The organism is Pseudogemmobacter sp. TB195, assembly GCF_058313095.1.
This window is the reverse complement of record NZ_JBZEGG010000023.1, coordinates 1-12,794: the sequence shown is the minus strand read 5'-3', so window position 1 is coordinate 12,794 and position 12,794 is coordinate 1. Positions and strand designations below refer to the sequence as shown.

At 64.7% G+C, this 12,794-nt stretch carries 11 protein-coding genes; 10 read left to right on the top strand and 1 reads right to left on the bottom strand.

All coding sequences use genetic code 11. The features are described 5' to 3' along the window. Positions 1-61 precede the first annotated feature (61 nt). The 7 genes from AC4FS3_RS20710 (at position 62) to AC4FS3_RS20680 (ending at position 6,997) form a co-directional block, all read left to right on the top strand. A complete protein-coding gene (locus tag AC4FS3_RS20710) occupies positions 62-619 on the top strand; it encodes a YqgE/AlgH family protein (RefSeq protein WP_198835988.1) in 558 nt (185 codons plus the stop codon). Positions 620-792: 173 nt separating this feature from the next. Next, on the top strand, positions 793-1,905 hold the full coding sequence (locus AC4FS3_RS20705) for a Hint domain-containing protein (RefSeq protein WP_491022113.1): 1,113 nt from the start codon (positions 793-795) through the stop codon (positions 1,903-1,905). Positions 1,906-2,129: 224 nt separating this feature from the next. Beyond that, complete coding sequence (rpsD, locus tag AC4FS3_RS20700) at positions 2,130-2,750, top strand: 30S ribosomal protein S4 (RefSeq protein WP_491022112.1); 621 nt, start codon at positions 2,130-2,132, stop codon at positions 2,748-2,750. 217 nt (positions 2,751-2,967) lie between these two features. Beyond that, positions 2,968-3,498, top strand: a complete 531-nt coding sequence (locus AC4FS3_RS20695; protein WP_283176954.1) for a TIGR00645 family protein — start codon at positions 2,968-2,970, stop codon at positions 3,496-3,498. Between the two features lie 64 nt (positions 3,499-3,562). Then, complete coding sequence (gene hisC, locus AC4FS3_RS20690; RefSeq protein ID WP_283176955.1) at positions 3,563-4,648, top strand: histidinol-phosphate transaminase; 1,086 nt, start codon at positions 3,563-3,565, stop codon at positions 4,646-4,648. Next, positions 4,645-5,670 carry a prephenate/arogenate dehydrogenase family protein gene (locus AC4FS3_RS20685; RefSeq protein WP_491022111.1) on the top strand — a complete coding sequence of 342 codons (1,026 nt, stop codon included), beginning with the start codon at positions 4,645-4,647 and terminating at the stop codon, positions 5,668-5,670. Before hisC ends, AC4FS3_RS20685 begins: the two co-directional genes overlap by 4 nt. Before the next feature lie 49 nt (positions 5,671-5,719). Next, positions 5,720-6,997, top strand: a complete 1,278-nt coding sequence (locus AC4FS3_RS20680; RefSeq protein WP_491022110.1) for an extensin-like domain-containing protein — start codon at positions 5,720-5,722, stop codon at positions 6,995-6,997. 44 nt (positions 6,998-7,041) lie between these two features. Here the strand turns inward: AC4FS3_RS20680 and AC4FS3_RS20675 are convergent, their stop codons facing one another. Then, positions 7,042-8,073, bottom strand: coding sequence for a DUF2125 domain-containing protein (locus tag AC4FS3_RS20675; protein WP_491022109.1), 1,032 nt, complete (start codon positions 8,071-8,073; stop codon positions 7,042-7,044). A gap of 64 nt (positions 8,074-8,137) precedes the next feature. On the opposite strand from AC4FS3_RS20675, the gene AC4FS3_RS20670 reads away from it, so the two are divergent. From AC4FS3_RS20670 to AC4FS3_RS20660, 3 genes are all read left to right on the top strand, one after another. Further along, positions 8,138-8,695: a gamma-glutamylcyclotransferase gene (locus AC4FS3_RS20670; RefSeq protein ID WP_491022108.1), complete on the top strand. Its 558-nt coding sequence runs from the start codon at positions 8,138-8,140 to the stop codon at positions 8,693-8,695. Positions 8,696-8,917: 222 nt separating this feature from the next. Then, positions 8,918-10,207, top strand: a complete 1,290-nt coding sequence (locus AC4FS3_RS20665) for a biopolymer transporter ExbB (protein WP_491022107.1) — start codon at positions 8,918-8,920, stop codon at positions 10,205-10,207. A 3-nt stretch (positions 10,208-10,210) separates the two neighbouring features. Next, the gene (locus AC4FS3_RS20660) at positions 10,211-11,827 is read left to right on the top strand and encodes a peptidoglycan -binding protein (RefSeq protein ID WP_491022106.1); all 1,617 of its coding nucleotides are present in this window, start codon (positions 10,211-10,213) and stop codon (positions 11,825-11,827) included. Positions 11,828-12,794 lie beyond the last annotated feature (967 nt).

Sequence of the window (12,794 nt, the reverse complement as noted above, 5' to 3'; positions counted from 1 at the left end):
ATCCGTGCTTTCCCTTGAGCGGCGGCGTTTTGCACCCCATCCTTAAGGCTGGAGGTGTGCCATGGAACTTGCAGGCAAGGTTCTGATCGCCATGCCGGGGATGCAAGACCCCGGCTTCGCTCATTCGGTCGTGCTGATCTGCGCCCATGGGCCAGAGAGCGCGATGGGGCTGATCATCAACAAGCCCTCGGCAGATCTGGATTTCCATAACCTGCTGAAACATCTGGGCATTGCGCCCACGGCATCGGCCCGGCCCATCTCGGTCCGTCAGGGCGGGCCGGTCGAGCGCGGACGCGGCTTCGTGCTGCATTCGCCCGACTGGCAGGGCGGCGAGACCCCGGTGATGGAGCTGCCGGGCGGCCTGCGCCTGTCGGTGTCGCTCGACATCCTCGAGGCACTGGCGCGGGGCGCGGGGCCGGAACAGGCGCTGCTGGCGCTTGGCTATGCGGGCTGGGGCGCGGGGCAGCTGGAAAGCGAGATCCTCCGGAATGACTGGCTGATTGCCGAGGCCGGGCCAGAGCTGATCTTCGACCCGGTCGATGGCGGCAAATGGGGGCGGGCGATGCGGATGAACGGAATCGATCCGCTGACGCTTTCGCCGGTTGCGGGCCGCGCGTGACTTTGGTCAGGCAAGAAGCCGGGCGCGGGGCAGGCCGGGCGCAGGCCGGAGGCGCCTGACCCGATTCCGCGCGCCGTTCCTGCCCAAAACTGACCGTCAGATTTCTGTAGCGTGACGATTCGCGCCCTGCTATCCTGTTGCCATAAAACAAAAGAACGAGCAGGCAGACAGGCATGACAACGGGCTCACGGGCTACGTTCGTCATTTCCTGGGCACAGACGGAAGCAGATGGCGATCAACCGGCCTTGCCGGTGCTGATGACGACCGGGGTCTCATGGCGCTGGTCGGGGGATGCGATGCGTGTGGACGCTCCGCGCGACATCCTGCTTTTGGAAGGCGCCCTGGGGATGGCCGAAATCAGACAGCGCGCCTCCCGCATTATCGGGCGGCTCACGGGAATGCCGGCGGTGCCCGGACCGGTCCGGGCGCTGCGCGCCGCCCTGCACGGGGCCGAGGCTTCAGACGAGCCCGGTCTTGCGGGGCAGTGCTTCGTCGTTACCGATGGCGTCAGGTGCTGGACGGCCACCGTGCTGCAGGGTCAGAGCGATCTGTCGCCGGCCGATCCGGCGGGCTGGCTCCTGGCCTTCGCGGGTGCGATGCCGCCGAAGGATCGTGACCTCTGGCTGGTGCGCAGCCGTGTCTCGCTGGAAACCACCCGCGCAAGGGCGGGCGTGATCTGTTTTACCGGCGGCACGCGTATCCTGACGCCCTCGGGCCAGGTCGCGGTCGAGACCCTGCGTCCCGGCGATCTGGTGATCACCCGCGACAATGGCGCGCAGGAAGTGATCTGGACCGGGCAGCGCCATATGTCGGGCGCACGGTTGCATGCCATGCCACATCTGCGGCCGATCCGGATCTGCGATGGCGCCCTCGGAGAGGGGGGCTTTGGCGAAGGCCGGCCTGACGGCGATCTGCTTGTCTCTCCGTCGCACCGGATCCTGATGCAGGGAAAGGTGGCGCAGGCGCTGTTTAATTGCGCCGAGGTACTGGTCAGGGCCGGCGACCTGGTCGATGATCACCGCATCCGCGCAGATCTCGCGTTGCGCGAGGTGACCTACCACCATATCTTGCTTGGCCGGCATGAGGTCCTCTTTGCCAATGGTCTGGGCGCTGACAGTTTCCATCCCGGTGAGGCTGAACCGGCGGAGCTCGATCACAGTGACTATCGCAGCCTTTGTGCACGGCTGCCGGGGGTTGCAGAGGATCCGATGAGCTATGGCGGCTTTGCCCGCCGCGGCCTGACGCCGGCCGAAGCAGCGCTGTTTCTCCATGAGGCGCGCGGCTGAGAGACGGGATGCTGAAAACGCGGCAGCCGCGCGCTTGACTCCCCCATCACGGGATGTATAAGCCCGCCACGCTCCCGGGTTAACGCTCGGGGCTTTTCATTGGTGTTGGTGGCTTTTGCAAGAAAGACCCTGTCGCCCCCGCCGCAAGGCATCCGCAAGGAAAAGGGGGAAAGGACAACGCCCTTCACAGGCCCGGCTACGGGCGATAACCGAAGGAGATCAGCGTGACCAAACGGACCGCTGCCAAGCATAAAATCGACCGCCGTATGGGCGAGAATATCTGGGGCCGCGCCAAGTCGCCGCTCAACAAGCGTGAATACGGCCCCGGCCAGCACGGCCAGCGCCGCAAGGGCAAGCTGTCGGACTTCGGGACCCAGCTGCGCGCCAAGCAGAAGCTGAAAGGCTACTATGGCGATCTGACCGAAAAGCAATTCCGCCGCATCTATGGTGAAGCCGAGCGCGTCACCGGTGATACCGGTGAGAACCTTGTGGGCCTGCTCGAGCGCCGCCTCGACGCGTTGGTCTACCGCGCAAAATTCGTTGCGACCATCTTCGCAGCCCGTCAGTTCGTGAACCACGGCCATGTGCTGGTGAACGGCAAGGCAGTGAACATCGCGTCCTACCGGCTGCGTGAAGGCGATGTGGTCTCGGTGCGTGAAAAATCGCGCCAGCTCGCGATCATTGCCGAAGCTATCTCTCTGAGCGAGCGTGACGTTCCGGACTATGTCGAAGTCGACAATCAGAAGCTGACCGCGAAACTGGTCCGCACCCCCGGCCTGTCGGACGTGCCCTATCCGGTCGTCATGGAGCCGAACCTGGTCGTCGAATATTACGCGAAAAACTGATCCCACCAGGATCGAAGATTTCGGAAAGGCCGCGCTTCTGTGCGGCCTTTCTTTTTGCCCGGTCTCCGGTCTTTGCCCGGATGCGCAAGCCGCCGGGTCGGCAGGCGGGGCAGCACCCCCCGGGCGCTTGCGACAGTTCGCTCAGCCGGTTTCTTTGTGCTTCTCTTTACGCAAAGCCCCGCTAAGAAACCCGGATGCAAACAGGAGTTTCCGCCCAATGACCGCCCCGAATCCCATCGAGAAGGCTTTCGAGAAGACGCTTTTCGGCAGCCGGTGGCTGATGGCGCCGATGTATCTCGGCCTGGTGGTCAGCCTGATCATGCTGGTCTTCATCTTCGGCCGCGACATTGTCTATTATTTCCCCAAACTGATGACGATGAACTCAGAAGACGTCATCCTCGTCGCGCTGACCCTGATCGACCTCACCCTCGCCGCCAATCTGGTGCTGATCGTGATGTTCTCCGGCTATGAGAATTTCGTCTCGCGCCTTGATGTCGACAGTGAGGACCGGCCCGGCTGGATGGGAAAGGTCGATTTCGGCGGGCTCAAGATGAAGCTGATCGCCTCGATCGTCGCGATCTCGGGCATCTCGCTGCTCAAGCGTTTTATGGAAATCGGCGATGCCAAGCCGCTCAACCCGACCGATCTCTACTGGATGGTCGTCATCCATGTGACTTTCGTGATCTCGGGTGTGCTCATGGCGCTGATGGACTGGTTCCAGGCCAAATCCTATTCCAGCCGGAAATAAGCATCTCGCCTCTGGCTTTGCGTCCGGCCTGAGGCTAGAACCCGGACGACAGCAGGAGGGACAGATGTCCGAAGCGATCATTCCGCAACCGGGAATCCTCGATATCGCCCTTTACGAGGGCGGTAAGGCTTCGGTTGCGGGTGTGGCAAATGCCGTGAAGCTCTCGTCGAACGAGAACCCCTTCGGCGCGCCCGACCGTGCCAAAGACGCATTCCAGCGGGCGGTGCATACGCTGAACCGCTATCCCTCGACCGATCATGCGGCGCTGCGGACCGCGATTGCCGAAGTCCATGGCCTTGATGCCGCCCGGGTGATCTGCGGCGCGGGGTCGGATGAGATCATCAATCTGCTGGTTCAGGCCTATGCCGGCCCGCGCGATGAGGTGATCTTTACCGAACATGGTTTCCTCATGTACCGCATCTGCGCGCTTGCGGCCGGGGCAACTCCGGTCGAGGTGCCGGAACGCGAGCGTATGACCGATGTGGATGCGATCCTGCGGGAATGCGGGCCGCGTACCAGGCTGGTTTTTATCGCGAATCCGAACAATCCGACCGGCACGATGATCGCGCCCGCCGAGGTCGCGCGGCTGGCTGCCGGCCTTCCGGCAAGGGCGATCCTGGTGCTTGACGGCGCCTATGCCGAATATGTCGAGGAATTTGACGGCGGCCGCGCGCTGATCGAAGCGCGCTCGAATGTGGTGATGACCCGCACCTTCTCGAAGATTTACGGCCTTGGTGGCCTGCGGGTTGGCTGGGGCTATGGGCCGAAACATATCATCGATGTGCTCAACCGCATCCGTCAGCCTTTCAACCTCTCGACCGCGCAGCTTGAGGCCGCGGAGGCGGCTGTCCGCGATCAGGACTGGGTGGCAAAGTCGCGCAGCGAAAACACCCGGATGCGGGCCTGGCTTGCCGGTGCCCTGGCCGAGGCGGGGGTTCCATCCGATGTTTCCGCCGCGAATTTCATCCTTGCGCGATTCGCCAGCGCCGATGAGGCCGAGGCCTGTGACGCCTGGCTGCAAAAGGAAGGCCTGATCGTGCGTCGGGTCTCGGGCTATAAGCTGCCCAATTGCCTGCGCATCACCGTGGGCGATGAGGCCAGCTGTCGCCGCGTGGCCCATGCGGTGAACCAGTTCAAGGCGCAGAAATGAGCGCAGGCGCGCCGGTCGGGTCTTCGCGCGCCGCTTTTCCGCGCATTGCATTGATCGGGCTGGGGCTGATCGCCTCTTCCATGGCGCATGCGCTGCGGGCCAAAGGGCTTTGCAACGAGATCACCGGCTATGCCCGTTCCGCCGAAACCCGCGCCATCGCGCTGGAGCTGTTTTGCGACCGGGTGACGGACAGCGCGGCCGAGGCGGTCGCGGGGGCCGATCTGGTGGTGCTTGCGGTCCCGGTGGGGGTCATGGGCGAGATCGCGGCCGAGATCGCGCCGCATCTGAAGCCGGGCGCGGTGGTTACGGATGTTGGCTCGGTCAAAGAGGCGGTGATCGAGGCGGTTCAGCCGCATATCCCTGCGGGCGTGCATTTCATCCCCGGTCATCCGCTGGCGGGAACCGAATATTCCGGGCCCCGGTCCGGTTTCGCGACGCTTTTTGAAAACCGCTGGTGGTTGCTCACGCCGCTGGAAGGCCAGGCGCCCGGCCCGCTGGCACGGCTGCGCGCGTTGCTTGAGGCCATCGGCGCCAATGTCGATGAGATGGAGCCGAAGCGCCATGATCTGGTTCTGGCCGTCGTCTCTCATACGCCACATCTGATCGCCTTCACCATGGTGGGGGTGGCGGACCATCTCAGCCGTGTCACCCAGGAAGAGGTGATCAAATATTCCGCCTCCGGTTTCCGCGACTTTACCCGGATCGCGGCCTCGGACCCGACCATGTGGCGCGATGTCTTCCTGACCAATAAGGAAGCGGTGCTCGATATCCTCGGGCGCTTCACCGAAGAGCTGTTCATGCTTCAGCGCCAGATCCGCATGGGCGAGGGTGAGCAGCTTCATGCCTATTTCTCCCGCACCCGTGAAATCCGGCGTGGCATCATCGAGGCAGGTCAGGATACTTCTGCACCGGATTTCGGACGGGCCGCGCGCCATAAGGGCGATGAGACCGGTTCGGCGGATGCCAGTCTGACAGAGGCTGGCCCGGTGGAGAGTGACGCGCCGGACAGGGCCGTAACCTGAGCGCCATCCTGCGGGGGCGCGGACGGTTCCGTTCGGAGGGGAGATTGCGATGAAGCCCAGGTTCGCGGCCCTTTTGCTGCTTTTCCCGCTGGCGATGACACCGGCCTTCGCCGAGCCGATGAAGCGCTCGCCGCGCCCGCTGGCCAATCCTGTGCTTGCCGTCTCCACACCTGCGACGGGCCCCGCGAACCTATCCCCCCCTGTCCCCGCGCTGATTGGTCCGGGCCTGCCCGCGCCCGCCGTGGCCACGGCAAAACCGGCGATCCCGGCGCCGCCGGCCAATCCCCGGCTGGATGTGATCCGGCTCAGCTCCTCCAATAAGGTTGCCAGTTCGGTCGCTGAGCCGCTCATGGGGCCGGTCGCTGGGTCGGTCGCTGGGCCGGTTCTGGCCGAAGCCGCGTCGCATCTGCCATTGATCGGAGAGATGTTGCCGGCGTCGATGCCGCTGCCGCAACCGACTGCAAGTCCAGGCCCGGCGAGCGTCGCCCCCGTGGCAAAAGCAGCGCCGTCACCGGCCCCCGGGACGACTGCGGTGGTCGCAACTGCGGCGGCTCCGCCCCCCGGCCCCCGCCCCAAAGCCCGCCCGAAGGCGGTGGAGAAACTGGCACAGACGCAATCCGCCCCTGCCCCTGAAACTGCTGCTGCCCCCCCGGTGGCAGAGGCGAGTGCAGCAGGGCTTGCGACCTCGCTGCGGCCAAAGCAGCGCCCGGCCAAAATCATCGGCCTGGCCTCGGCGGCAATCCCCGTATCGGCCACCATGCCAAAGGTGGTGCCGGAGAAAGACACCAGCAGGGGTAAGAAGAAATCGAAAGAGCCGGCCTCCGTCAAAGGTTCGGTCTGTGGCGTCGCCGCAATCAAGGGCGAGAAAATCGCACCGATCACCTCGAAAGTTCAGGGCTGCGGCCTGCCGGACGGGGTGCGGGTCACTTCGGTTTCAGGCGTCCGGCTGTCGATGGCGGTGACCATCGACTGCGGCACCGCCAAAGCGCTGAACACCTGGGTCGAGCGTGTCGCACAACCGGCCTATGGCAATCAGATCGCCGAATTGCAGATTGCCGGTCACTATGTATGCCGCCCCCGGAACAACAAAAAGGGCGCCAAGGTCTCTGAACATGGGCGCGGCAAGGCGGTTGATATCTCGGGCATCCGGCTTGCTTCAGGCAAAGTGCTGCGGGTGCTGGGCGGGTTTGACCAGACCATGCGCAAGGCCCATAAGGGCGCCTGCGGCATCTTTGGCACCACGCTTGGCCCGGGCTCGGACGGCTATCACGAAGACCATATGCATTTCGATACCGCCAGCCATCGCAACGGCGCCTATTGCCGCTGAGGCGCCCGCAATTTTCAGGCGCCCCAAGTCTCAGTCCCGGCTCCTCAGCCCTGCGGTGCAGGCAGGGCCCCAAGTTTCGGCGCCGGACCCAGCGGAAGCGGCCCGAAATTCATCAGCCCGTCTTTCAGCACCAGATCCATCCTGACCTCCTGGGTGTCCGCATTCTGCTGGGCCATGCCCCGCAACATGCTGGACAGGTAACCGGCCATATTCGGCGCGATCACGCCTGCCGCAACCAGCAAGCGCGGCAGCTGCTCCCATCCCCGGACCGTCAGCGTGACGGTCCCGGCCGCAAAACCCTCGCTGTCGGGCGCGATATTGCCAGAGGTTACCAGTTGCAGCTCGCCCCAGGTCAGCGAGATATCGGTGATCCCGACCGACACCACCTGCGGATTTGTCGCGCCGGCATGACGGTCAAGCGGTGCGGTCAGAGTGACAATGGTGTTAAAGTGGAACCGGTCGATCTGGGCGGGAAGCGCGGTTTCGGGTGCCTGGGGCAGCTCGACCGCCGCCAGCGTGGCAAGGAATGCCGGATCCAGCCGGATCTCCGTCAGGGTGGCCCCGAGGTGATAGCTGTTCGGCGCGTCTGCCGCCTCGATCCGCAGGCTCGAAGGGCCAAAGCCCAGCGACAGGCCCGAGGCCTGGGTCACGCGCAGCGTCTCGGTCGAAAATGCTGCCAGCGCCAGCGGCAGATCCAGCGCGGGCGCCGCGCGCAGGCTGGCATGAAGTTTGCTGCCGTCGAGCTGAAACACCTGATCTCCCAGAGTGATCACCTGGCTGTCCGGCAGCCAGAAAACCAGATGCCAGGGCTTCCAGGTCATCGCATAGGCATAGGCCGGGCCGCCCTGATAGCGGATCACGCCCGAAGGATCACTGTAAGCGATGCTTGCGGTTGAAAGGTCAAAGCGGCTTGGGAACCCGGTCAGGCCAAAGCCCGGCAAATCCAGCATTGCCCCCGAAGCACGCTGATCCGCGATCAGCTGTTCGGTCTGGCTGAGGATCACATAGCGCCCGGCAAACCACCAGCCGCACCAGAGTGTAAGGAATACCGCACCAATTCCGATCAGCCAGCGCATTGCTTGCCCCTTTTCCTGACAGCCCGTTTCAGTGTTTACAGGTTGAGACACAGGAGAGCCAGCCTTGCCCGAAGCCGACCCCGTCCTCACTGCCGGCCCGCTCTGGATCTTTGGCTATGGCTCGCTGATCTGGAATCCGGAATTCCCGGTGGCAGAACGCCGCCTCGCGCGTGCCCGGGGCTGGCGCCGCAGTTTCTGCATGTGGTCGATCCATCACCGCGGCAGCGAGGCAAATCCGGGCCTCGTGCTGGCCCTGGATGCGGATGCGGCGGGCCATTGCGACGGCCTCGCCTTCCGCGTCGAGCCGGGCGAGGAAGCCACGACACTTGCCGCTTTGCGCGAACGGGAGCTGGTCTCCTCCGCCTATCTCGAGGTTTCGCTGCAGCTCGAGACTGCGGCGGGCGGGATCGGGGCGCTGACCTATGTCGTCGACCGCCACCACGCCCAGTATACCGGAGCCCTCGGGCTGGAAGAGCAGGCCGGGATCATCGCCCAGGCCCATGGCGGGCGCGGTCCGAACCGCGATTATCTGTGGTCCACAACGCAGCACCTGGCCGAATTGGGTATTGCAGATCCTGAACTTGACTGGCTGTCGGAAAGGGTGCGCCGGATCGCGGGCTGAAGGCCGGGCAGGGGACTCTGCCCCCGTCTCCTGGCGGAGACCCCCGGGATATTTAGAGACAGAAAATGACGCAGGTGCTGCGAGGCATTATTTTCTGTCCTTAAATATCCCCGCCGGAGGCTCCGGCGCTTACATCTGCTGGCTGACATCAGGATTTCATTTGGCAGCGCGGCGCAACCTGCTAAGGTTGACAAAAGCAGTCAACCTGGCAGGCAGTTCTTCATGCAAAGACCCGAGGCAACGCCGGGTTCCCGGTCGCGCGAGGCGGTCGGCACGACCTTCAGCCAGCCGATCCGCGCCATTGTGACCATGTTGATCGTCTGCGCCCTGGTGGCAGTGGGCGTCTGGTTCATGCATAAACGTCTTGAAGACATCATGCTGATCAATCCCTGGCTGAACGGGATGATTGCTTTTGTCTTCATCCTGGGGGTGATCACCTGTTTCTGGCAGGTCTGGATCCTTGCGCAATCGGTCAGCTGGATCGAGAATTTTGTCCGCGAGACGCCTGGCGTCGATGAGACCCAGGCGCCGTTGCTGCTGGCACCACTGGCCTCGCTTCTGAAATCGCGGACCGGGCGGGGGCTTGCGATCTCGTCCAGCTCGGGCCGGTCGATCCTTGATTCTGTTGCGCAAAGGGTGGACGAGGCGCGCGATATCACCCGATATCTGATTAACCTTCTGGTTTTCCTCGGGCTTCTCGGCACCTTCTGGGGGCTGGCCACCACGGTGCCTTCGGTGGTCGAAACCATTCGCAGCCTTTCGCCCAAAGAAGGCGAAAGCGGCATCGCGATTTTCGGCAAACTGATGCAGGGGCTTGAGGGCCAGCTGGGCGGCATGGGGACCGCGTTTTCCTCGTCCCTGCTGGGTCTTGGCGGCTCGCTTGTGCTGGGCCTGCTCGAACTCTTCGCCGGCCATGGCCAGAACCGGTTTTACCGAGAGCTGGAAGAATGGCTGTCTTCGATCACGCGGATCGGTCTTGCAGAAGGCGATGCGGGTGGTGGCGATCAGTCGGCGGCGGTGATGGTGCTCGATCAGCTGGCCACGCAGATGGAGGGAATGCAGGCGCATTACATCCAGGCCGATCAGGCGCGGGCGGGGCTGCAGCAGCGGCTGGAGGGATTGTCTTTGGCCGTGGCGCAGCTTGCGGCGGCGCAACAGGCGGCGGCGCGACAGGCGGAAGATCAGGCTGCGAAACGGGCCGCCGAACGCGCAGCCGAACGGGCCCGGCATGTCCCGGATGAAGAGACGCTGACCCTCCTGCGCAGGATGGCGGAGGGGCAGGAGCGGCTTCTGGCGGCGCTGTCAAAGTCCGGCCCTGCCGGCGAGGATCCCGAAAGCCGGATGCGGCTGCGCTCGATCGATGTGCAGATGCTGCGGGTGCTCGAGGAAGTCAGCGCCGGCCGGCAGGAGACCCTTGCCGATCTGCGCCATGATCTCGCACAGCTGACGCTGGCGGTGCGGCAGCTTGCCCGTCAGCCGCAGCCTCAGCCTCAGCCCCCGGCGCGGGGCTGAGCCATGGCGCTCTCCCGCAATCGTCGCGATTCCAGTCTGATCTGGCCGGGTTTCGTCGATGCCGTGACGACGCTTCTGATGGTGCTGATGTTCGTTCTCACCATTTTCACCGTCATGCAATCGGTGCTCCAGGAGCAGATCACCGTCCGGGACAGCGAGCTTTCCTCGCTGAACCAGCAGGTTTCGGCGCTGTCTGAGGCGCTCGGGATGGAGCGGCGGCGGGTGGGCGAATTGCAGGGCGAGGTCGGCGGTCTCCAGGCCTCACTGACCTCGGCCCTGGCGCAGGGTGAGCGGCAGGCGGGCGTGATCGCCGGTCTGCGCACCGATCTCGCGGCCCGCGAGGGCGAGCTGGCCTCGGCTGCTTCGCGGATCACCGATTTCGAGGCCCAGGTCGCGGCGCTGATGGTGGCCCGGGCGGCGGCAGAGGCAAAGGCCACCGCCAGCGCGGCGGAAGCTGCGGCGCTGAAGGAAGACCATGCTGATCTGGCGACCGAGGCGGAGGCGATGCGCCTCGCTCTGGCGACGGCCCGCAGTGAGGTTGACGCTGCGAGCGAGGCCGCGCGTCTCGATGCGGCGCGGCGTGAGGCGCTGGAGGCACTTCTGGCCGAGATGAAGGCGTCGGATACGGCGGATAAGGCTGCGCTGGACGCCGCAAAGGTTGAACTTGACGAGAAGGAAGCGGCGGCGCTGGCCGATGCCGCGGCGCTCGCGGCCCTGCGCCAGCGTCTGGAAGGATCGCAGACGGAACTCACCGCGATGACGCTGGCGCTGGAAGCGGAACGCAAGCGGGCGGAAGAGACGCTGACCCTGCTCGCCGCCGCCCGGACTGCGGCTGCCAGCGGTGCGGCAGCGCAAAGCGAAAAGGAGGCGGTTCTGTCGGCAGCGCAGACGGCTTTGCTGGCGGAACAGGAAAAGGTTCTGAAGGCCGCGCAGGAAATGGAGCTGTTGAACCAGCAGCTTGCAGAGTTGCGCAGCCAGCTCGGCGCGCTTCGGGCCGTGTTGGATGATGCCGAATCCGCGCGCGAGGCGTCACAGCTGCAGCTGGAATCGCTCGGCCAGGATCTGAATGCGGCGCTGGCCCAGGTCGCGGTCGAGCAGCGCGCCCGGGCCGAGCTGGAAGCGGCAGAGCGTCTCCGGCTCGAAGCGGCGAACCAGGATCTGGAGCGCTTCCGCTCGGAATTCTTCGGCCAGCTTTCCACGCTGCTCTCGGACCGCGAGGGCGTCCGGGTGGTCGGCGACCGCTTCGTGTTTTCATCCGAAGTGCTGTTCCGCCCCGGCTCGGCCGACCTGTCCCCGGAAGGCCGCAGCCAGATCGCCGGCGTGGTCGCGATCCTGAACGAGATTCGCCAGCAGATCCCCGACGGGATCGACTGGATCATCCGCGTCGACGGCCATACCGACAATGTGCCGCTTTCGGGCGGCGGCGCGTTTCGCGATAACTGGGAGCTCAGCCAGGCACGCGCGCTGTCGGTGGTACGTTTCATGCAGACCGATCTTGGATTTCCGCCGGACCATCTGGCGGCGGCCGGATTTGGCGAATTCCGCCCGGTGGATCCCGGCGACAGCGAACAGGCGCGGGCGCAAAACCGCCGTATCGAGCTGAAACTGACAGAGCGCTGAACGCGGCGCTGCAAAGGCGCAGACCCGTGGCCCTGGCCTGACCTCGCTTCTGTATGCCCGGGGCCCGAGGCGTTCGGCCATGGCATCGAGGCGCATCCGAAGCTTTGTTGCGATTTTGCGGCCGGCGGGAGTGAGCAGGCAGTAAGGATCTTTCCGCCCTGACCCAGCGGGGCAGGATCGACAGGAGGTACCCGTCTTTCAGCTCCTCGCCGTTAAGGAAAAGCAGCAGGCAGGCGATGCCAGGGCCGCGCCGCGCGAGCGCCCCGGCGGCTCAACTCCTTTCATGCGTATGCATTCGGGCAGGACAGCTTACCCGCCCCCCCCGGGCCCGCGCGAGGGGCCAGGTCCGGATCCCGGCGGTATTGCGCGAGTGGTGGTACAGCCAGTGACGCGCCGCCAGATCCTCGGGCTTGAGCGGCCTGCAACTGACCTGGGAAGCGTCTGGTGCGGCGACGGTCTTCCGTTAAATCCACCCGGGATTGCGGCTCATCAAACGGCTGACCAGGGGCATCTCCGATGCCGTTCGTGACCCTCGACCTCGTGCTGGCGCATGGCATCCTAAGCGACTCTATCGCGCTGTTTAAGCGTGCAGTGGCCTTTGGCGCGCGGGTAAATGCGGTGAATGCCTGCCTTCGGCCCGTCCCTCACCGGGACCTGGCTTGCAGGCGGCTGGTGGACAGGTGAAGCCGGAGAGAGCCCATGCTTGACTTTGCGCTCTGCGCCATGGCCAGGGCAGCTTTCGGGATCCGGGGCGAAGCGCAACCGGCGATCGTTCTTTGTGCCATTATCCGGGGCCGCGCCGGCGACATTTAAGACAAGGTCAACAGCGCCGGATGCATGCGCCCGGTCCCACGCATCCCACAGCGAAAAGAGTGTTCGGCTCGCCCTCTAGCAATTGTGTCTATTGATTGAGCTGTTGACGCCATACCTCTCCTGTTTTCAGGATTGCATTTGCGATGGTGATCAG